The organism is Bordetella genomosp. 5, assembly GCF_002261315.1.
GTDB lineage: Bacteria > Pseudomonadota > Gammaproteobacteria > Burkholderiales > Burkholderiaceae_B > Bordetella.
On the sequence record NZ_NEVP01000008.1, the window covers coordinates 1 to 19,231 of the forward strand.

Genomic DNA, 19,231 nt, shown 5'->3' on the forward strand with positions numbered 1-19,231 from the left:
TTTTGACAACTGCCAAGCCCGAAACTATAACACAGTTTTTGCAGATCGTGCAACTCAGTGCGCACAATTTGCAGCTCACCGTGCAACGCTGGAATTCGGTAAGCCCTTTCGGACAACCTCGGAAGCACGCTTCCGTTCCTGCGCTGAAAGCCCTGTTTCGTGCCTCGCGTCCCACTCAGGTGGCAACCGCTTTGAGGCCGGCGAAACAGCACTTGCCGCTTCGGCTTCGTCGTTCACACTGTTGTGTGAGCAGCGAAGGGGGCGAACTATAGCACGGAAAAAAACGCCGTGTCATCCAAATGCCAAATTTTCTTCATTTCGATGAAAAAAAAGCGGCACGCCCTCTGATTTCATGGGGAAGAACTAATCGCTTCCCAGGGAAAAGCAGGCTTTCGTGCAATGGAAGATGCCCTGGGGGCCGGGGTTTACGCCCTGGCACACTGTCAGGCAAGCAATGTTCTCGGCGTCATCCTGAAGAACAAGGGAGTAGGACTCTCCCTGAATGCGACAGTTCCTGCGTCACAGCAAATTTTTTCTCACGGGGCGGGGACGCATCCCGGACAGGCTGTGCCAACTCGATCGGCTGCCCCGCCCTCCCCCTCTATATAGGGATCGAGTGCTTTAGGTCCGATGTCGGGCCGTGCACCGCCGGTATTGCGCAGCCGTACCGTTGCGCGTCTTTCGCCATCGGCCAAAGGTGCGCCGCCCCCCCCAGATGCGCGCGACAGGCGTGCATGCGGACGAACCCGGTCGCATGGCGGGCAACTCCTGCGCAGGGATCGCCTCGCTATATATAGGTGCGCGTTCACTGGCGGGCTGTCCGGCTACAGATGTGCCAGGCCACGCGGGCACGCGATCGCCCGCCCGACCTATCGACCTATCGACCTATCGACCTATCGACCTATCGACCTATCGACCTATCGACCTATCGACCTATCGACCTGGCGACCTAGCGACCTAGCGACCTAGGGACCCGTCGATCTATCGCCGTATCGCCGTATCGCCGTATCGCCGTATCGCCGTATCGCCGTATCGCCGTATCGCCGTATCGCCGTATCGCCGTATCGCCGGCTCGCCTGACCGCCGGATCGCCAGGAAGCCCCCCCCCCAAGACGCGCCTCCGCTATATATAGCGGATGCAGAGGCGCGGACACCGCTGCCGGCACGCGCGCGCGCCCGCACGGGCGGCGCTCACAGGGACGTCAGCGACAAGCAGCCCGTCAGCGCACGGACGGGCTGCGGGACTTACGGTACCCTACGCCATCGAGGACCGCATCTACGACACGGACAACAATGACAGAAGATATCCTGGTTAACGTCACCCCTTTCGAGACCCGTGTTGCCCTGGTGGCCCAAGGCGCCGTGCAGGAGCTGCACGTCGAACGCAGCATCCAGCGTGGCCAGGTCGGCAATATCTATCTCGGTCGTGTCGTGCGGGTATTGCCGGGCATGCAGAGTGCCTTTATCGATATCGGGCTCGAGCGCGCGGCCTTCATCCACATTGCGGACCTGCGCGAGAATCGCCTGGAGCGTAGCCAGGGGCACAATCCGACGCCCATCGAGAAGCTGCTGTTCGAGGGTCAGACCTTGATGGTGCAGGTGATCAAGGATCCGCTGGGCACCAAGGGCGCGCGCCTGTCCACGCAGATCAGCATTGCCGGCCGCATGCTGGTGTACCTGCCGCACGACCCGCACATCGGCATTTCTCAGAAGATCGACTCCGAGGTGGAGCGCGTTCAGCTGCGCGAGCGGCTGCAGAAGCTCATGCCCGAAGAAGAGAAAGGCGGTTTCATCGTGCGCACGCAGGCCGAAGGCGCAAACGACGAGGAAATCGCGGCGGATCTGGAATACCTGCGCAAACTCTGGAGCAGCGTGCAGGCCGCGGCGCGCACTCACCCCGCCCCCACCGCGCTGCATCGCGACCTGACACTCGGTCAGCGCGTGCTGCGCGACATGGTCAGCCCGCACACCGGCAGCATTCTGGTGGACTCGCGCAGCACCACGGCCGAGCTGCAGGAATGGGCCCGCGTGTACACGCCCTCGGTGGCCGACCGCATCCGTCATTACAGTGGCGAACGGCCGCTGTTCGACACCGCCAATGTCGACGAAGAAATCGCGCGCGCCCTGTCGCGCCGGGTCGATCTGAAGTCCGGCGGCTATCTGATCGTGGACCAGACCGAAGCCCTCACGACGGTGGACGTGAACACGGGCGGATTCGTGGGCGGCCGGAATTTCGACGACACCATCTTCAAGACCAATCTCGAGGCCGCGCAAGCCATCGCGCGCCAGTTGCGTCTGCGCAATCTGGGCGGCATCGTGATCCTGGACTTCATCGATATGGAGGACGCCGAGCATCGGGACACCGTGCTGAGCGAACTCAAGAAGGCGCTGTCGCGCGATCGCACGCGCATGACCGTGAATGGCTTCACGCAGCTGGGCCTGGTCGAAATGACGCGCAAGCGCACCCGCGACTCGCTCGCGCATCAGCTGTGCGAACCCTGCCCGATGTGCCAGGCGCGCGGCAACGTGCGTACCGCGAGGACGGTCTGCTACGAGATCCTGCGCGAAATCCTGCGCGAGGCACGGCAGTTCAACCCCAAGGAATTCCGCATCCTCGCGGCGCAGAGCGTGGTGGATCTCTTCCTGGAAGAAGAAAGCCAGCATCTGGCCATGCTGGGCGATTTCGTGGGCAAGCCGATCTCGCTGGAGGTCGAGGCGACCTACTCGCAAGAGAACTACGACATTATTTTGATTTAGGCGTTCCGGGTTCCGACCCTCTCGAGATGATGCAACAGTTCGCAAGAGCGCGATCAATGAGCGTCGTGACCGAGTATGGTGGAGGAGCAGGCGGAAACATTTTCCGCCTGATCGACGGAGTCGCCAGCGTGGCACCGGCAGCCAAACACACCATGGTGATGTCTGAGTACCAGGCAGGGGCAATGGGAGCCCTCTGGGCCCGCGCCAATAGTTCCGACGAATGCGCCGCAGAGGCTGCCGCGCAAGCCTGGTACGCCCGAACGCCTCCGACGCAGCGGTATCGCTCCATGCTGGAACGGTATCTCGCTGGGACGTTCTACATCCACGTCCACGGGCTCTGAGCCCTTTCTAAGCGAATTCCAGGTCACGTAACGCGACCTCACCTGCCGCCTGAGCAGAGGCGAACGTGAGGAATCGCTCCCGCGCTTCCGTGATGGAGTGAATTCGCCCGGCATCCTCGTCGATCGTGAGAATGCGCCAGAAAAAGCTGACCGTATTGGGCTGGAGGATCTCGACTGTGCTGATCAGCGAGGTCCCGGGGTGCTGCTTCATGGCTTTCCAATATAGGGACACCCCTGACCACACTCAGCGTATGCCTTTGCCGGGCTGGGGTTCCCCGGAGATCAGCAAACATCATGCCCTTGTTCAGCCTCTTGCAAGTTCCAAGCCGGGCGCGCGCCCGAACACGTCGATCTGGTCAGGTCCTGCACACCCTTGCGCCGCGGCCGCGCGCCTTGGCGATCATCGCTTCCGGGCGGGTGGCGCGGGCAGGAGGCTGCGGATGTCTTCGAATGCGGCGTCCCAATCGGTGGCGTCCATGGGCAGCAGGTTGAAGAAACGCAGCATGAAGGCGCCTTCGGTGGCCAGGAACGCGAGGCGCGCGCGGCGGCCGGCCTCGGTGGTCAGGTCCAGGCCGTCGATGCGGCTGCGATACCAGGCCTGGGTGCTGGCCAGGTGTTCGGGCGACTGGATCAGGGTGGCCATCAGGCCGGCGGCTTTGGCGTTGGAGAGCGCGTCGGAGCCGTGGGTGGCGCCCACATGCCCCGCGATGCGCTCGAGCGCGCCGGGCGACGTGCCCGCGATGTCGGCGAACAGCGTTTCGTAGCCTTTGCCGAAGCGCTCGAACAGGGCGTCGATGAGCGCGTCCTTGCTGCCGTAGCAGTACTGGATGCCGCCTTTGGTCACGCCCATTTCGCGGGCGACGGCGTCGATGGTGAGGCCGGCCGCGCCTTCGCGGGCGACGATGGCTTCCGCCGCGTCGAGCACTTTGTCGCGGTCGATGGTTCGCTTGCGCCCCATATTCGCCCTCTTTTCAATACATACGTATGGATTTATATTATAGCCCACGGACCTCTCGTCCGGTGTCCATGTTGGCCCTTCCTCGCGCTCGCGAGAAGCCGGCCCGAGGTGTTTGTTTCATGCAGTCCCTTCCGCTTTCCCCCAACCGCTGGCGCGTCCTGGCGATCGTATCGGTCGCGCTGCTCCTGATCACGGTGGATGCCACCGTCCTGTACGCCGCCCTTCCTCGCCTGACCCACGCCCTGCACGCGGACGCGTCCGCCAAGCTGTGGATCATCAACGCCTACCCGCTGGCGGTCACGGGCCTGCTGCCCGGCGCGGGCGCGCTGTCGGATCGCTTCGGCGCCAAGCGCATGTTCGTCTCGGGTCTGATCGTGTTCGGTCTGGCGTCGGCCTGCGTGGCCTTTTCGCCCACCGCCGCGTGGCTCATTGCGAATCGCGTGCTGCTGGCCCTCGGCGCGGCCATGATGATGCCGGCCACCCTATCGCTGCTGCGCCACGCCTTCACCGACGCGCGCGAACGGGCGCTCGCCATCGGCGTGTGGGCGGCCATCGCCGCGGGCGGCGCCGCGCTCGGCCCCGTCGTAGGCGGCATCCTGCTGGAATTCTTCTGGTGGGGCTCGGTGTTCCTCATCAACGTGCCGATCGTGTTGCTGCTGCTGTGGCCCGCGACGCGCATCGCCGAGGCGGACGCGGGTCATGCCATGCGTCCTTTCGATCCGGTGGGCTCCGTGCTGATCCTGATCGGCATGGTGGGCGTGGTCTACGCCATCAAGGAATTCAGCATGCCGCAGCCCTGGTACGCCGGCGCGAGCGTCGCCGCCCTGCTCGGCGTGGTGTTCTGCGGGGTGTTCGTGCGGCGCCAGCGGCGCAGCGCTCGGCCGATGATCGATTTCGGCCTGTTCCGCCTGCCTGCGTTCCGCCAAGGCGTGCTGGTGGCGCTGGTGGCGAGCTCCACGCTGGTGGGCATGGAGCTCGTGTTGAGCCAGCGCCTGCAACTGGTCATGGGCATGAGTCCGCTGCACGCCGCGCTCTATCTGTTGCCGGTGCCCGCCGCCGCCGCGGTGTCCGGTCCGCTGGCCGGCCTGATGATCGGCCGCGCGGGTCAGCAGACCGTGATGCGCGCGGCGTTGCTGACGGCCGGCCTCGGCATGGCGGGCACCGCGCTGCTGCATGCGCACTCGCCGATGACTCAGGTGATTGCCTTGTCGGTGCTGGGGCTGGGCCTGGGCGCGGCGATCACCGCCGCCTCGAACGCAGTGATGGGCAGCGCGCCGGTGGAGAGCGCCGGCATGGCGGCGTCGATCGAGGAGGTCTCTTATGAGATGGGCCATGTGCTGGGCGTGACGCTGCTGGGCAGCCTGCTGACGGCGGTGTACGCCCGCACCCTGGTGACGCCCGCCGCGCTGCAAGCCGACGCAGCCGTGCGCGACAGCCTGGACCAGGCGCTGGAGATGGCGAGCCGGCTCGATGCGGGCACCGGCGCCGAGCTGGTCCGGCTGGCGCATGGTGCCTTCGATCACGCCTATGTGATCGTGGTGGCGGTGGCCGCGGCGGTGCTGCTGCTGACGGCGCTCGGCCTGCGCGGCCGGTCGCGGGCCATGCGGCCGGGCTGAGGCCCGCGCGCCGCCGCCGAAGGGCGACACAACCGACGCGCTGCACGCGATGCGAGGGCGCGCCAAGGCGGGCCGTCAACGAAGCCGCCTCAGGCAGCCGCAGATGCAAAAACGCCCGGGACCGCGAGGTCGCCGGGCGTTTTTTTCGCGCAGCCGAGCCGGGCTCAGTCTTCGCGGAACTGCATGTTGTAGAGCGAGGCGTACAGGCCGTTGGCCGCCAGCAGTTCTTCGTGCGGGCCCTGCTCCACGATCTGGCCGTTATCCAGCACGACGATGCGATCGGCGTTCTGGACCGTGGAGAGACGGTGGGCGATCACCAGCGTGGTGCGGCCGCGCATCAGGCGCTCGAGCGAAGCCTGGACCTGGCGCTCGGATTCGTTATCCAGGGCCGACGTGGCCTCGTCCAGAATCAGGATGGGCGCGTTCTTGATGAGCGCACGCGCGATGGCCAGCCGCTGGCGTTGGCCACCCGACAGGCGCGCGGCGTTTTCGCCCACGGCGCTGTGCATGCCCTGCGGCAGGCTGTCGACGAAGTCCAGCAGGTTGGCCGCGGCCAGGGCCTCGCGCACGCGCGCGTCGTCGGCCTCGCCCAGGGCGCCGTAGCCCACGTTGGCGGCGATGGTGTCGTCGAACAGCACGACATCCTGGCTCACCAGCGAGATGTGCGAACGCAGGTTCTGCAGCGTGAGCTCGTCGACCGGCACGTCGTCGACCAGAATCTGGCCCTCGGTGGGCAGCACGAACCGCGGCAACATGTTGGCCAGCGTGGTCTTGCCGCTACCCGAGCGCCCCACCAGGGCCACGGTCTGGCCCGGCAGCACCTCGAACGACACCTGCGAGACGGTGTCGCGGCTGGCGTCGGGGAAGCGATGCGTGACGTTGCGGAACTCGACCTTGCCGCGCACCGGCTCGGCCAGCTTGCGCGTGCCGGTATCGGTTTCGGGCTCCTGGTCGACCAGCGTGAACACGCTTTCGGCGGCGACCAGCATCTTCTGCATCTTGCTGGCCAGGTTGGTCAGGCGCTTGATCGGATCGAACAGCTGCGCCAGGGCGGCCATGAACGACGCGAAGCTGCCCGCGGTGAGCGCGCCGGCATTCGCCTGGCCCAGCGCCACGGCGATGACGGCGCCCACGGCGATGGAGATGCAGACCTGCGTGAGCGGCGTCATGGCCGCGTCGGCCGTGGCCGTGCGCATCGCGTAACGGCGCAGCTTGGCGTTGACGAAGCTGAAGCGGCCGCGCTCGGACTCGTAGCCGTCGAACAGCTTGATGACGCGCTGGCCGTCGATGCCTTCGCTCACGACCCGCGTGAGCTCGGCGTTCATGTTCACGGTTTCGCGGTTGATCTTGCGCAGGCGGCGGATGAACGTGCGGGCGATCAGCACCGACACCGGCAGCATCACCAGGATGATGAGCGTGAGCATCCACGACATGTAGAGCAGCACGCAGATCAGGGCGATGACGACGAGGGTTTCGCGCACCAGCACCGTGATCACGTCGGTGGCGTAACCCGTGACGTTGCCGGCGTCGATCGTGAAGCGATTGAGCAGGCGGCCGGTATCGCCGCGCTTGAAATCCGCGTCGGGCAGACCCAGCAGACGGTTGAACATGTCGCGGCGGATGCCGAGCAACACGTTGTTGGCGACCCAGGCCAGCAGATAGTCGGAGAAGAAGTTGCAGACGCCGCGCAGCATGATCAACCCGACCACGGCCAGCGGAATGGACCACATATACGACGGCTTGGCACCGGAGAAGCCATCGTCGAGCAGCGGCTTCATGATGATCGCCAGGGTCGGCTGGGTGGCGGCGGCGCCTGCCATCAGCAGGATGGCGAGGGCCAGGCCTTTCCAGTATGAGCCCACCCGGCTGTAGATGCGTCGCCAGAGTTCGGGCCTGACCGGCTGCGACCCGGCGGACGCGTTGCGTGCGGCAGAATTCAAGGAATCACTCGCTTTAATACAATTGTGCCCGTGATTGTACTGGCCGACAGGCTGGCGGCCAGCGTCCGGGCCCCGCCCGCCCGGCGCCCGCCGCGCCGCCGAGCCTATCCGACTCTTAGCAAAACACCCCTCTATGTCCATTCCGTGTCTTTACGTGCGCATGCCCAATTGGGTGGGCGATGTCTGCATGAGCCTGCCCAGCCTGCGGCTGGCGCTCGCCACCGGCGTGCCGGTGGTGGTGTGCGCCCGGCCCTGGGCCCGCGAGCTGCTCGCCGGCCTGGATCTGGCCGGCTTCATTCCCATGCGCGGCAAGCTCGGCGCCGACCGGGCGGCCGTGCGGGCGCATCGCCTCACGCTGGGCGCGAACGCGCGCGCGGCCCGAGGCCTCGTCCTGCCGGATTCCCTCTCGAGCGCCGCCGTGTTCCGCCTGGCCGGCGTTCCGAGCGCGGGCTATCGGGACGATGGCCGCAGCCTGCTGCTGCGCTGGCCGGTACGCAAACCGGCCCGGCCGCTGCACGCCGTGCAATCCTGGTACTACCTGACCCGCCAGGCCCTCGGCGCCTGGGGTCTGCCCAACGGCCCCGAACAACCCGCGCCTGAGCTGGATCTGCCGGTGACCGCGGCTCAGGTGGCGCAGGCCGACGCCGCCCTCGCCGACGCGGGGCTGGCCGACAAGCCCTTCGTGCTGATCGCGCCCACGGCCACCGGCCTGCACAAGGGCAAGGTCAAGGTCTGGCCGGGCTTCGACGGGCTCGCCCGCCACTTGCAGGAACGGGGTCATACCGTGTTAATGTGCCCACCGGCATCCGAAGTGGACGAGGCGCGCCGCAACGCACCCACCGCCACGCTGCTGGCGCCGCTGCCCTTGGGCGCGTTCGCCGCGCTCACCCGACGGGCGGCCCTGGTGGTGTGCAATGATTCCGGGGTTTCGCACGTGGCGGCCGCGGCCGGCGCGAACGAACTCACGCTTTTTGGCGTGACGCGGCGCAGCCGCACCGGCCCCTGGTCACCGAAGGCGATCCTGCTCGGCGACGAGGACGCCTGGCCCACCCAGGACGCCGTGGAAAGTACGACCGTAGCATTGCTCGCCGGCGACCTGCCCGGGCAGAACCCGAATTGATATGCAGATCACGAGTTACCTGACCAGCCTCATCATTCCGCTCAATCTCTGTATCACCCTGGTGATACTCGGCCTCGTGCTGGGCCTCTTTCGGCTGCGCAAGACCGGCGCGACGCTGATCGCGGCCGGCGTGCTGTGGGCCGCCGCGTGGTCACTGCCGGCCACGTCGCTCTACTTCGGCGGCAAACTCGAAACCCATTATCCGCACCTGCAACCGGCCCAGGCGCCCACCGCCGATGCGATCGTGGTGTTGGGCGGCAACACGGCCAATGGCCGCGCCAACTGGTTCCTGCCCTACGACAAGGACACCGCCGTGGTGCGTGTCGATACGGCCACCGAGCTCTATCTGGCGGGCCGCGCGCCCAAGGTGGTGCTCTCGGGCGGTGCGCTCGAAGGCGACGTGAGCGAGGCCAAGGGCATGGCACATCGGATGCGCCAGCAGGGCGTGCCCGAGCAGGCCCTGATCCTCGAGAACTCCAGTCGCAACACCTATGAAAACGCGGCGCTCACCGAAGACACGCTGCGCGCGCACGAGATCAAGAAGGTGCTGCTGGTGACGTCGGCGCTGCACATGCCGCGCGCCATGGCGGCCTTCTCGAAGCAGGGTGTGGAAGCCATCGCAGCACCCGCGCCGCAGCAGATCGTGCTGCCGCCCGACGGCTCGGTCTCGGCCTGGATCCCGGATGAGCGCACGCTGGACGCCAGCCGCTCCATCATCAAGGAATACGCCGGCCTGCTGGTGTACTGGCTGCGCGGCTGGGTGTAATCATGCAATGCCGTCCGGCCTGCGGGGCCTGTTGCACCGCGCCGTCCATCTCGAGCCCGATCCCGGGCATGCCGCAGGGCAAGCCCGCGGGCGTGCGCTGCGTGCAACTGGATGCCGACGAGCGCTGCCGGATCTTCGGCGACCCGGCCCGCCCGGCCGTCTGTGGCGGGCTGAAACCCTCGGCCGCCATGTGTGGCGAGTCGCGCGCCCATGCCCTGCACTGGCTGGGCGACCTCGAGCGGGCCACGGCGCCCTGAAGCCGGCGCACGCCGGATCGCTCAGGATCCTGCGGCCTGCCGCTGCGCGACGATCTCGCGATATATCGCTTCGAACTGGGCCGTGACCGACTGCCAGCTGCGGGCGCAGGCGACCGCGTCACCTCCCGCGATCAGCTGACGGCGCAGGCCCTCGTCTTCTCCGATCAGACTGATGGCATCGGCCAGCTCGCGCGCGTCGCGCGGGTCTTTGAGGATCAGGGCATCCTGGGCGTGCGTGAGATAGCAGGCAAAGCCGCAATACCCCGAGGCGCTGATGACGACCGGCAGGTGATGCGACATGGCTTCGAGCGGCGCCATGCCGAAGCTGTCGTTGAGCGTGGGGTGGGTATAGAGATCGGCCGCTTCGTAATACTGCCCGACGTCCTGCGTGGGATCGACGAGCGAAATCCGGCTGCCCACCACGGCGCGGCGCGCGACGGCAGCCTTGGTGGGGGCATCCGCGCCCACCACCAGCAGCCGGTAGCGGGCCGGAAGCCGCTCGAGCGCGTCGAGCAGCGTGGGCAGCCCTTTGCGCATGGGATTGCGCGCCACCAGCAGACACAGCACGTCGCCGGGCTTGCAGCCCAGACGCTCGCGCATCGCCGCGCGCCGGTCGGCGTCGAACGGCTTGCACACCTGCACCCCGGGCGCGATCGTCGCGAGCGGGATATCGCCATACGCCGTGCGCATCTGCTCGACGATCAGGGCCGACACGGCGACCACGCGCTTATCGGGGCGAGGACGCACGCGTGCACGCTCGAGCAGCAGATAGGTGGCGAGGCGCGGGCTGAGCCACACGAACGGGCGCCGCCAGGCGGGCAGCGCGCAGATCCGGTTGTAGCGCACCGGGGTGACGTGCATGACCTGCACATCCCCTGCCCAACCGTTCATGTGCGAATGCACGATGTCGAAACGGCCGCCGCGCGTCAGCCGGCTGGCGCGCCAGGCAAAATTCAGTACCCGCATCCAGCTGGGCAGCTTGAAGGGCGGACACACCTTCATGTAGGGCAGCTGCAGGTCGCTGTCGTAGTCGCGCGCGATCACGGTGACATCGTGGCGCTCGGAGAGTTGGCGGACCAGCTCGACGCCGTAGGCTTCGGCGCCGCCGAAACGGTTGCCGAAGCGGTCCACCAGCAACGCAATACGCAAACGCGTGTCAACGCCGCCGGGTGTCTTCATAGCGTGTCAGGGTCTTTTGCAGGAAGCGCAGCAGATGCGTGGAGCGTGCCACCGTGACACGGGGCAAGCCGTAGGGATCGTCGCGTTCGCTGGCCAGCCCGCGGGTGGTCAGCGTGGCGTTGACGTAGCCGGCCTCGCGCGCCATGTCGCGGTGCTCGGGGTTGTTGTCGCCGTAGGGATAGCAGAACGCGGTGACGGGCGCGCCGAGCACCTGCTCGAGGGCGTCTTTCGAGTCGCGGATCTGACGCCGGGCCTCGTCGGGCGCGATGCGCGGCAGATGCACGTGGTCGAGCGTATGCGAGCCCACTTCCTGGCCGAGCGCATGCCATTGGCGCATTTCATCGGCGCTCATCAGACCGGAATAGGGAATGCCCTTCGCCGTGTCCCAGACGTTGCCACCATCGAGCTGGTTGGCCACGAAATAATTGGTCCCGGTGAATCCGCACTCCTGCAGCACGGGCGCGGCGTTCTCGAGCACATTGCGATAGCCGTCGTCGAACGTGATGCCGAATACCTTGCCCTGCTTCTCGTTGCGCAGATAGGGCATCAGGTCGCGCATCGACAGGCCGCGATAGCCGAGCCGGCGCAGCCAGGTCATCTGGCGGCGAAAGCTCGCCGGATGCACCGTCAATCCGCGAAACGGCGTGCCGCGCGGGTTGGGCTGGCCGATCTGGTGATACATCAGGATGGGGATGGAACTCATGCGCGATCGGGATCCGGAAGAACGGCGAACGCGACCCAGCGCGCGCGCCGCAGGCATGCCTGCAAAGACCCTCATTATATGAGGGGCTCACGTTTCAATATGACGAGTCAGGGGGCGAACAGGCGCTATTTGTAGCGCCGTCGCAGCATCGACGGGCCGCAACGGCGGATCGGCCGCACCCGGCGGATCCGCCACACCAGCGGTCGCCACAGGCGGGCCGCCGCGTTCAGCGCGCCAGGGCGGCGTGGTAGACCTGCATGGTCGCCGCGGCGAAGTCCGGCAGGTTGAATTCGCGCAGGGCCTTTGCCCGCGCGGTCCGGCCCATCCGCTCGGGCAGGCCGCGGTCGGCCAGCAGCGTGTGCAGCACCTCGGCGATGCGCGTCACGTCGCGCGCCGGCACGACCCAGCCGTCGACGCCAGGCTCGATGTTTTCGGGCAGGCCGCCCGCATCGCTGGCCAGCACGGGCAGGCCGATCGACATCATTTCGCGCGCGGCGAACGACAGCGCTTCGCGATAAGACAGGACGAAACCCACATCGCAGGCGGCCAGCGCGGGCCGGACGTCGTCGAGCAGACCGGGGAAGAACACCTGCCCTTTCATGCCGGCGGCGCGCACGCGCGCAAGCTTGGCCTCGTTGGGCGGATCGCCCGCGACCATGATCAGAACCTGCTCGCGCAGGGACTGGGGCAGGATGCCCGCCGCCTCGACCAGGTCGAGCCAGCCCTTGGCGAGATCGGTGCCGCCGGCGCTGCCCAACAGCAGCTTGCCGCGCCAGCCCGCGCCGAAACAGGTCTCGCGCAGACGCTCGACGTCGGCCGCGGGCGGCGGCGCGTAGTAGTCGGTGTCGATGCCGTGATGCACCGTCGAGACCGGCAGCACGCCATAGGGCGAGTCCATCACCAGTTCGCGCACGTAATTGCTCACGGCAATGACGTGGTCCGTGGCCAGCCTGGCCCGCACGGCATTGCCCAGGCTCTTGAGCGAGTGGTCGTTGTGCTTGGTGAAGACGACGCGCGGCCGCTTGCGCAGGCCCAGCATCGCCACCATGACCTGGCGGTGGTCGGAGGATCCATTGCAATGGATCACGTCGAACTGCTCGCGCTTGATCAGCGCGCGCATCTGCGCCACCGGGCCCGGCCAGCGCGACACGCGCGAGGGGTAATCCATCGGCTCGACCCGCACGCCGGGGATCTCGGCCGCGTAACGATGCAGGCGGCTCGTGCCGGGCGACGCGACGAAAATCTCGTGGTGAGGCGCCAGCGCGCGCGCGAGGTTGATCACATACGTGACGTGGCCCCCGCCATTGCGCGGGTGAAAGTTGGTATAGAGGATCTTCACTTGCGCTGGTCGGTCAGGAACATCAACTTCGCGTAGCGGTAGAAGCTGCCGGAGGCGGCGGTGACCGCGAGCACGAGACCGTGCTTGCCATCGAGAAAGCCGCGCCGGATCAGGTAGATGCGCACGAAGGTCCAGAAGCTGTGGCCCAGCGCCGAAAAAATCGTGGCGCGCTTGCCGCGCGCGTGCATCATGGCCGCCGCGTCGGACGAATAGCGGTTGACCTTGTTGATGAGGGCTTCGAAGTTGTTATAGGGGTAATGCACGAGGTGACCCTTGAGGCGCGCGGGGCCACCGTGTTGCGGCACGACGCGCTCATGGACCGCCGCGTCGTTGAAGCGGGCCGAGCCGCGCTTCCAGAGGCGCAGCACGTAATCGGGCCACCAGCCGCTGTGGCGGATGAAACGGCCGCAGAAATCCGACAGGCGCGCCACCTCGAAGGTGTCGGCCGAGGGGTTGGCCATGACCGCCTGGATTTCGGCCGCCAGTTCGGGCGGGACGCGCTCGTCGGCGTCGATCGAGAACACCCAGTCGCCGGTCGCCAGATCGAGCGCGCGGTTTTTCTGCGGACCGAAGCCGGGCCAGTCGGGTGTGATCTCGACGCGGGCGCCGAAGTCGCGCGCCAGCTCGACCGTGTTGTCGGTGCTGCCCGAATCGACCACGATGAACTCGTCGGCGAAGGCGACCGACTCCAGGCAGGCCAGGATATTCGCGGACTCGTTTTTGGTGATGATGATGACGGAGAGCGTCATTTGCGGTTCCTTGCGCGCTTGCGCCATGCCTTCCAGGCATGGAAGTACGGGCCGATCACGGGATGACGCGACAGCCAGATACGGCGGCGCAGCCAACCGCCGGCGCGATTGCGTACGGCAAAGCGGTAGATATGCCCGGGATCCGTGCCGGGGCGGTTCTGGCCGAACGGATCGGTCGTGTAGAGGTGGCGAAAGCCCGCCTCGCGCGCCGCCTCGACGTAATCGGCGTCGAAATACCCCTGCGGCCAGCACAGATGACTGCTGACCTCGCCCAGGCGTTCGGTCAGGGTGGCGCGCGACTGCGCGAGCTCTTCGTCGACATGCCGGCGCTTGGCCTGCGTGTCGCCCTTGCATTCTTTGTCCCAGCGCGTGTGGGTGTGCGTATGCGAGTGAAACTCGAAGGTGCCGGCGGCACGCATGGCGTCGATTTCGCTCCAGCGCAGCATGCACTGGTCGGCCTGGCCCGCCGCGACGAGGCGCTTCGAGGCGTCGTGGTCGGGCGTGGCGGGCAGCGTGGCGCCCTGCTGTCCGGCATGCGGACGCACCGGGCCATCGCCGATCCAGCCCGTGATAAGGAACAGTACCGCGCGCATGCCATAACGCTCGAGCACGGGATGGGCATAGACCCAGTTGTCGAGATAGCCGTCGTCGAACGTGATCAGCACCGACTTCGGCGGTACCGGCGCACCGTCGAGGTAGGCCTCGAATTCGGCACAGGACAGGGCGTGGTAGCCCGCCGCGGCCAGGCTCGCGATCTGCGCTTCGAAGACGTCGGGCGTGGCATTGATCATGCCGCCTTCGGGGGTGACGTGGTGGTACATGAGTACCGGCACGTTGGGTGCACTGTCGCGCGGCGATGCGTCAGCCATGAACGGCCTCCCCGTGACCCAGCTCGGCGAGCCAGCGCAGGTACTGCGTTTCGGTCGTCAAGGCGAGGCGCTCGGTCGAGAACACGCCTTCGTCGCGGATCATGCGGTAACCCGCCTGCCCCATCGTACGGCGCAGCTCGGGATCGTCGATCAGGCGGCGCAAGGCGGCCGTGAGCGCGGGCGCGTCCCGGGGCGGGACGAGCAGGCCCGTCTCGCCTTCACGCATCATTTCGGCCACGCCACCCACGCGCGTCCCGATGACCGGCAGGCCCATGGCCTCGGCCTCGACGTACACGGTGCCCGACGCTTCCTGCTCGGTCGCCAGGGCAAAAATATCGAAGCCGGCGAGCAGGTTGGGCACGTCGCGGCGCACGCCCATGAGGTGAATGCGCGACTGCAGCCCGAGCTCGGCGATGTAGGCCTGCGTCCGCTCGAACACCGGCGAGCCACCGCCCACGAACACCAGGTGGAGGTTGTCGTGCTCGGCGATCAGCGGAAGCATGGCGTCGATCAGGGTGCGGTGACCCTTGAGCGCGCGCATCACGGCCACGCAGCCCACCACGATATCGGTGTCGGCCAGCGACAGCTCGCCGCGCAGGGTCGATTGCTCGATGGGCGGCGGCAGAATGATCGGCGAATACGCGGTCGCGACGCGCTCGCGCGGCACGCCCCGCGTGATCAGGTATTCGCGGACGTGATCGCTCACGGTCAGCACACGGTGGGGCAGCCAGGTGTACGACCACATCGACCCGACCTTGTTGGCCAGGTGACGGGTCCGCACGATCAGCGGCGTGCGGGCAAAACGCGCCGCGGCGGCCGCGATGACCGTGTCACGCCGGCTGTGCGTGTTGAGCACGTCGTAGTTGCGCTCACGCAGCAGGCGCGTCATGCGGGCCACGCCGCGCACATAGTTGACCGGGCCGTTCATCGGCACTTCGTGCACGACGAAGTTTTCGGCCTTGAGCCGTTGGCCCAGCGGCGCGTCGGGTTGGACGATCGCCTCCATGTGGTGGCCGCGCTCACGCATGGCCAGCATTTCTTTGAAGATGCGGCCTTCCTGACCGCCGAAGCCCGTTGCGGCTTCCGAATGAACAATACGCAAAGGACGAAACATCAGTAAGTTACCTCGACGCCGTCCGGCTTGGCCCAGGCGGCCAGGTTTTCGAGCAGGGTGTCGGCCATGCGCACCCGCCACTCTTCGCCGAGGCGGACCGTGCACAGGAAGTTGTCCTTGCGGTAGACCACGTCGACGGGCACGCCAGGCACGCCATTCTCAGGCTCGGCGCGGAACGGATTGAGCATTTGACGCAGACGGGCGGCATCGGCCTGCCCGTTGAGGCTGATCCGCAGCGAGCGGGCCCGCGCTTCGCGAGCGAGCTGCAGGTCGTAGAGCTGGTCGGCCACGATGCGCATGCCGCCGGAATACTCGTCGTTGCTGACCTTGCCCTGCACGATGAGCAGCTGGTCTTCGCGCAGACGATTGCGATGCTTTTCGTAGAGCTCGTTGAAGACCGAAATCTCGACCTGGGCGGTGCCGTCGTCGAGCACGGCGAACACCATCTTGCCGCGGCGGGTCATCATGACGCGCACGGCGGCCAGCACGCCGCACATCCACTGAAGATCGCGCTGCGGTTCGACGCGCGCGAGCTGCATGGGCACGATGCGCCGGACTTCGTCGCGCCAGTGGTCGAACAGGTGACCGCTGAAGTAGTAACCCAGGGCCGACTTTTCTTCGGTGAGGCGCTGGTGCAGATTCCAGGGCGCGACCTTGGCCAGCTCGCCCGCCACCACATCGCCGCTGTCGTCGCCGAACAGCGAGGCCTGGTTGGCGCTGCGGGCGGCCTGCTCGGCCGCTTCCATGGCGGTGGGCACCGACGCCAGCATGGCGGCGCGGTTGGGCTCGATGGTGTCGAACGCCCCCGCACGGATCAAGGCTTCGACCGTGCGGCGGTTGACCGCATGTTTGCTGACGCGACGGCAGAAATCGAACAGGTTGAGGAACGGACCGCCCTCTTCGCGTGCGCGCAGGATCTCTTCGACCGCGCCCTGCCCCGTGCCCTTGACCGCACCCAGGCCGTAACGCATGGTGCGCGGCGGCTTGCCCTTGGCGGTGTAGGCGTCTTCGACCGGCGCGAAGCGATAGCCCGAGTAGTTGACGTCGGGCGGCAGCACCTCGACGCCGTTGTCCTTGGCGTCGCGGCAGAAGGTCTGGACCTTGTCGGTGTCGTCCATATCGGACGACAGGGTCGCGGCCAGGAACTCGGCCGGGTGATAGGCCTTGAGCCAGGCGGTCTGGTAGGAGATGAGCGCGTACGCGGCCGAGTGCGACTTGTTGAAGCCGTAGCCCGCGAACTTCTCCATCAGGTCGAAGAGCTTGACGGCCAGATCGGGATCGTGGCCCTTCTCCATGGCACCCTGCTGGAACAGCTCGCGGTGCTTGGCCATCTCTTCGGCCTTCTTCTTGCCCATCGCGCGGCGCAGCAGATCGGCGCCCCCGAGCGAGTAGCCGCCGAAGATCTGCGAGATCAGCATCACCTGCTCTTGGTAGACGATGACCCCGTACGTGCTCTTGAGGGTCGCCTCCAGATCGCCGTGGAAGTAGTCGACAGCGGCGCGCCCGTGCTTACGATTCACGAAGTCGTCGACCATGCCCGACTCCAGCGGGCCCGGACGATACAGCGCCAGCACGGCGATCACGTCTTCGAACGTGTTCGGCCGCAGCTTCTTGAGCAGCTCTTTCATGCCGCGCGATTCGAGCTGGAACACCGCGGTGGTGTTGGCGTCGCACAGCACCTTGTAGGCGGCGGGATCGTCAAGCTCAAGCGCCATCACGTCGAAATCGCGCTTCTCGGGGTTGAACTGGCGCACGTAGCGCACCGCCCAGTCGAGAATGGTGAGGTTGCGCAGGCCCAGAAAGTCGAACTTGACCAGGCCCGCGGCCTCGACGTCGTCTTTGTCGAACTGCGAGACCGCGCTGTTTTCCTGGCCCGGCTGGCAATACAGCGGGCAGAAGTCGGTGAGCTTGCCGGGCGCGATGAGCACGCCGCCGGCGTGCATGCCGATATTGCGGGTCAGGCCTTCGAGCGGCTGCGCCAGGTCGACCAGCGCGCGCACCTCTTCTTCCTGGTCGTAGCGTTCCTTGAAGGCGGGTTCGTCTTTCAGGGTGCGCTCGAGCGACCAGGGATCGGCCGGATTGAACGGAATGAGCTTGGACAGCCCATCGCAGAACATGTACGGCATATCGAGCACGCGGCCAGCGTCCCGCACGACGGCCTTGGCGCCCAAGGTACCGAAGGTGGCAATCTGGCTCACGGCCGCGCGGCCGTACTTTTCCTTGACGTAATCGATGACGCGTTCGCGGTTGTCCTGGCAGAAGTCGATATCGAAGTCGGGCATGGACACCCGCTCCGGATTCAGGAAGCGCTCGAACAGCAAGTCATAGCGGATGGGGTCGAGGTCGGTAATGCCCAGGGCATAGGCGACCAGCGAGCCGGCGCCCGAGCCCCGGCCAGGCCCCACGGGCACGCCGTTGTTCTTGCCCCAGTTGATGAAGTCTTGCACGATCAGGAAGTAGCCGGGGAAGCCCATCTGGATGATGGTCTTGCACTCCCAGCGCAGCCGGTCGTAATACTGCTGACGCTTGGCATCGCGCTCGGCGACGTCCGGAAACAGAAACTCGAGGCGCTTTTCGAGCCCCTCTTCCGAGAGCTGGATCAGGTAGTCGTCGAGCGTCACGCCCTCGGGCGTGGGGAAGTTGGGCAGACGCGGCTTGCCCAGCACCAGCGAGAGGTTGCAGCGGCGCGCGATCTCGACCGTATTGGCCAGGGCCGACGGCACGTCGGCGTAGCGCTCGGCCATTTCTTCGGACGTGGCGAGATATTGCTGCTGCGTGAAGCGCTTGACGCGGCGCGGGTTGGCCAGGATCTCGCCCTCGGCGATACACACCCGGGCTTCGTGCGCCTGGAACTCTTCACGGTCGAGGAACTGCACCGGGTGCGTCGCCACGACGGGCAGGCCGGCCTCGGCCGCCAGCCGCAGGGCCGCCTGCGTGTAGGCTTCGTCGCCGTCGAAACCGGCGCGCTGCAGCTCGATGTAATAGGCGTTGGGGAACATCAGCGCCCACTGGCGCGCGAGCGCCAGCGCGGTGACGGCATTCCCCGCCTCGAGCGCCTGCCCGACATCGCCCGCCCGGGCGCCGGACAGCACGATCAGACCGTCCTGGCCCTGCAGCCACTCGCGGCGCACCTCGGCGCGCCCCTTGTACTGATTCTTCAGGAACGACTGCGTGAGCAGCTCGCACAGATTCAGGTAGCCCTGGTGGTTACGCACCAGCAGCAGCACGCGAAACGGCTTCTCGCGATCGTCGTCGTTGGTGATCCACACATCGCAGCCCGCGATGGGCTTGATGCCGGCGCCGCGCGCGCCCTTGTAGAACTTGATCAGGCCAAAAATATTCGACAGATCGGTCAAGGCGACGGCGGGCTGGCCCAGCTTGGCGACGCGCTTGATGAGGTCGGAAATACGCACGATGCCGTCCACGACCGAGAACTCGGAGTGGACGCGCAGGTGTACAAATGGGGGCGGATTGGATACGGCTTCGGACATGGACGCGATTGTACCCAGTCGCACCCCGGGGG

General features: G+C 66.7%; 16 protein-coding genes. 6 read left to right on the top strand and 10 right to left on the bottom strand.

Annotated features, from left to right (window positions below):
• Positions 1-1,293 precede the first annotated feature (1,293 nt).
• Complete coding sequence (rng, locus tag CAL25_RS13555; protein ID WP_094800819.1) at positions 1,294-2,757, top strand: ribonuclease G; 1,464 nt, start codon at positions 1,294-1,296, stop codon at positions 2,755-2,757.
• Positions 2,758-2,813: 56 nt separating this feature from the next.
• On the top strand, positions 2,814-3,098 hold the full coding sequence (locus tag CAL25_RS13560) for a hypothetical protein (RefSeq protein WP_141217934.1): 285 nt from the start codon (positions 2,814-2,816) through the stop codon (positions 3,096-3,098).
• A 7-nt stretch (positions 3,099-3,105) separates the two neighbouring features.
• On the opposite strand, the gene CAL25_RS13565 is transcribed toward CAL25_RS13560, so the two are convergent.
• Both CAL25_RS13565 and CAL25_RS13570 read right to left on the bottom strand, forming a co-directional pair.
• Positions 3,106-3,309 carry a hypothetical protein gene (locus CAL25_RS13565; protein ID WP_094800823.1) on the bottom strand — a complete coding sequence of 68 codons (204 nt, stop codon included), beginning with the start codon at positions 3,307-3,309 and terminating at the stop codon, positions 3,106-3,108.
• Positions 3,310-3,498: 189 nt separating this feature from the next.
• Positions 3,499-4,056, bottom strand: coding sequence for a TetR/AcrR family transcriptional regulator (locus CAL25_RS13570; RefSeq protein ID WP_094800825.1), 558 nt, complete (start codon positions 4,054-4,056; stop codon positions 3,499-3,501).
• A gap of 119 nt (positions 4,057-4,175) precedes the next feature.
• Between CAL25_RS13570 and CAL25_RS13575 the strand changes: the two genes are divergently transcribed.
• Positions 4,176-5,672, top strand: a complete 1,497-nt coding sequence (locus tag CAL25_RS13575) for an MFS transporter (protein ID WP_094800827.1) — start codon at positions 4,176-4,178, stop codon at positions 5,670-5,672.
• A 164-nt stretch (positions 5,673-5,836) separates the two neighbouring features.
• Here CAL25_RS13575 and msbA read toward each other — a convergent pair whose 3' ends face one another.
• Entirely contained in the window at positions 5,837-7,612 is a 1,776-nt protein-coding gene (gene msbA / locus CAL25_RS13580; protein WP_094800829.1) for a lipid A export permease/ATP-binding protein MsbA, read from the bottom strand.
• A 133-nt stretch (positions 7,613-7,745) separates the two neighbouring features.
• On the opposite strand from msbA, the gene CAL25_RS13585 reads away from it, so the two are divergent.
• The 3 genes from CAL25_RS13585 to CAL25_RS13595 are packed head-to-tail and all read left to right on the top strand — an operon-like array spanning position 7,746 to position 9,755.
• Complete coding sequence (locus tag CAL25_RS13585) at positions 7,746-8,732, top strand: glycosyltransferase family 9 protein (protein ID WP_249279073.1); 987 nt, start codon at positions 7,746-7,748, stop codon at positions 8,730-8,732.
• Between the two features lies 1 nt (position 8,733).
• Complete coding sequence (locus CAL25_RS13590) at positions 8,734-9,498, top strand: YdcF family protein (protein ID WP_094800831.1); 765 nt, start codon at positions 8,734-8,736, stop codon at positions 9,496-9,498.
• Between the two features lie 2 nt (positions 9,499-9,500).
• A complete protein-coding gene (locus tag CAL25_RS13595; RefSeq protein ID WP_094800833.1) occupies positions 9,501-9,755 on the top strand; it encodes a YkgJ family cysteine cluster protein in 255 nt (84 codons plus the stop codon).
• A gap of 21 nt (positions 9,756-9,776) precedes the next feature.
• On the opposite strand, the gene CAL25_RS13600 is transcribed toward CAL25_RS13595, so the two are convergent.
• The 7 genes from CAL25_RS13600 to dnaE form a co-directional block, all read right to left on the bottom strand.
• Complete coding sequence (locus CAL25_RS13600) at positions 9,777-10,934, bottom strand: glycosyltransferase family 4 protein (protein WP_170948493.1); 1,158 nt, start codon at positions 10,932-10,934, stop codon at positions 9,777-9,779.
• Complete coding sequence (locus CAL25_RS13605) at positions 10,912-11,637, bottom strand: polysaccharide deacetylase family protein (protein ID WP_249279074.1); 726 nt, start codon at positions 11,635-11,637, stop codon at positions 10,912-10,914. The genes CAL25_RS13600 and CAL25_RS13605 overlap by 23 nt, the downstream gene beginning before the upstream one ends.
• A 226-nt stretch (positions 11,638-11,863) precedes the next feature.
• The gene (locus tag CAL25_RS13610; RefSeq protein WP_094800835.1) at positions 11,864-12,976 is read right to left on the bottom strand and encodes a glycosyltransferase family 4 protein; all 1,113 of its coding nucleotides are present in this window, start codon (positions 12,974-12,976) and stop codon (positions 11,864-11,866) included.
• Positions 12,973-13,725 carry a glycosyltransferase family 2 protein gene (locus tag CAL25_RS13615; protein ID WP_094800837.1) on the bottom strand — a complete coding sequence of 251 codons (753 nt, stop codon included), beginning with the start codon at positions 13,723-13,725 and terminating at the stop codon, positions 12,973-12,975. Before CAL25_RS13615 ends, CAL25_RS13610 begins: the two co-directional genes overlap by 4 nt.
• A complete protein-coding gene (locus CAL25_RS13620) occupies positions 13,722-14,594 on the bottom strand; it encodes a polysaccharide deacetylase family protein (protein ID WP_094800839.1) in 873 nt (290 codons plus the stop codon). The genes CAL25_RS13615 and CAL25_RS13620 overlap by 4 nt, the downstream gene beginning before the upstream one ends.
• Positions 14,587-15,708 (bottom strand): glycosyltransferase family 4 protein, encoded by a 1,122-nt coding sequence (locus CAL25_RS13625; protein ID WP_094800841.1) that lies wholly within the window; start codon positions 15,706-15,708, stop codon positions 14,587-14,589. The genes CAL25_RS13620 and CAL25_RS13625 overlap by 8 nt, the downstream gene beginning before the upstream one ends.
• Positions 15,708-19,199 (bottom strand): DNA polymerase III subunit alpha, encoded by a 3,492-nt coding sequence (dnaE, locus tag CAL25_RS13630; protein ID WP_094800843.1) that lies wholly within the window; start codon positions 19,197-19,199, stop codon positions 15,708-15,710. The genes CAL25_RS13625 and dnaE overlap by 1 nt, the downstream gene beginning before the upstream one ends.
• Positions 19,200-19,231: the final 32 nt, after the last annotated feature.

Coding starts and splice junctions, on each gene's coding strand:
- rng (WP_094800819.1), top strand. CDS start 1,294: ATGACAGAAGATATCCTGGTTAACGTCACCCCTTTCGAGACCCGTGTT.
- CAL25_RS13560 (WP_141217934.1), top strand. CDS start 2,814: ATGAGCGTCGTGACCGAGTATGGTGGAGGAGCAGGCGGAAACATTTTC.
- CAL25_RS13565 (WP_094800823.1), bottom strand. CDS start 3,309: ATGAAGCAGCACCCCGGGACCTCGCTGATCAGCACAGTCGAGATCCTC.
- CAL25_RS13570 (WP_094800825.1), bottom strand. CDS start 4,056: ATGGGGCGCAAGCGAACCATCGACCGCGACAAAGTGCTCGACGCGGCG.
- CAL25_RS13575 (WP_094800827.1), top strand. CDS start 4,176: ATGCAGTCCCTTCCGCTTTCCCCCAACCGCTGGCGCGTCCTGGCGATC.
- CAL25_RS13585 (WP_249279073.1), top strand. CDS start 7,746: ATGTCCATTCCGTGTCTTTACGTGCGCATGCCCAATTGGGTGGGCGAT.
- CAL25_RS13590 (WP_094800831.1), top strand. CDS start 8,734: ATGCAGATCACGAGTTACCTGACCAGCCTCATCATTCCGCTCAATCTC.
- CAL25_RS13595 (WP_094800833.1), top strand. CDS start 9,501: ATGCAATGCCGTCCGGCCTGCGGGGCCTGTTGCACCGCGCCGTCCATC.
- CAL25_RS13600 (WP_170948493.1), bottom strand. CDS start 10,934: ATGAAGACACCCGGCGGCGTTGACACGCGTTTGCGTATTGCGTTGCTG.
- CAL25_RS13605 (WP_249279074.1), bottom strand. CDS start 11,637: ATGAGTTCCATCCCCATCCTGATGTATCACCAGATCGGCCAGCCCAAC.
- CAL25_RS13615 (WP_094800837.1), bottom strand. CDS start 13,725: ATGACGCTCTCCGTCATCATCATCACCAAAAACGAGTCCGCGAATATC.
- CAL25_RS13620 (WP_094800839.1), bottom strand. CDS start 14,594: ATGGCTGACGCATCGCCGCGCGACAGTGCACCCAACGTGCCGGTACTC.
- CAL25_RS13625 (WP_094800841.1), bottom strand. CDS start 15,708: ATGTTTCGTCCTTTGCGTATTGTTCATTCGGAAGCCGCAACGGGCTTC.
- dnaE (WP_094800843.1), bottom strand. CDS start 19,199: ATGTCCGAAGCCGTATCCAATCCGCCCCCATTTGTACACCTGCGCGTC.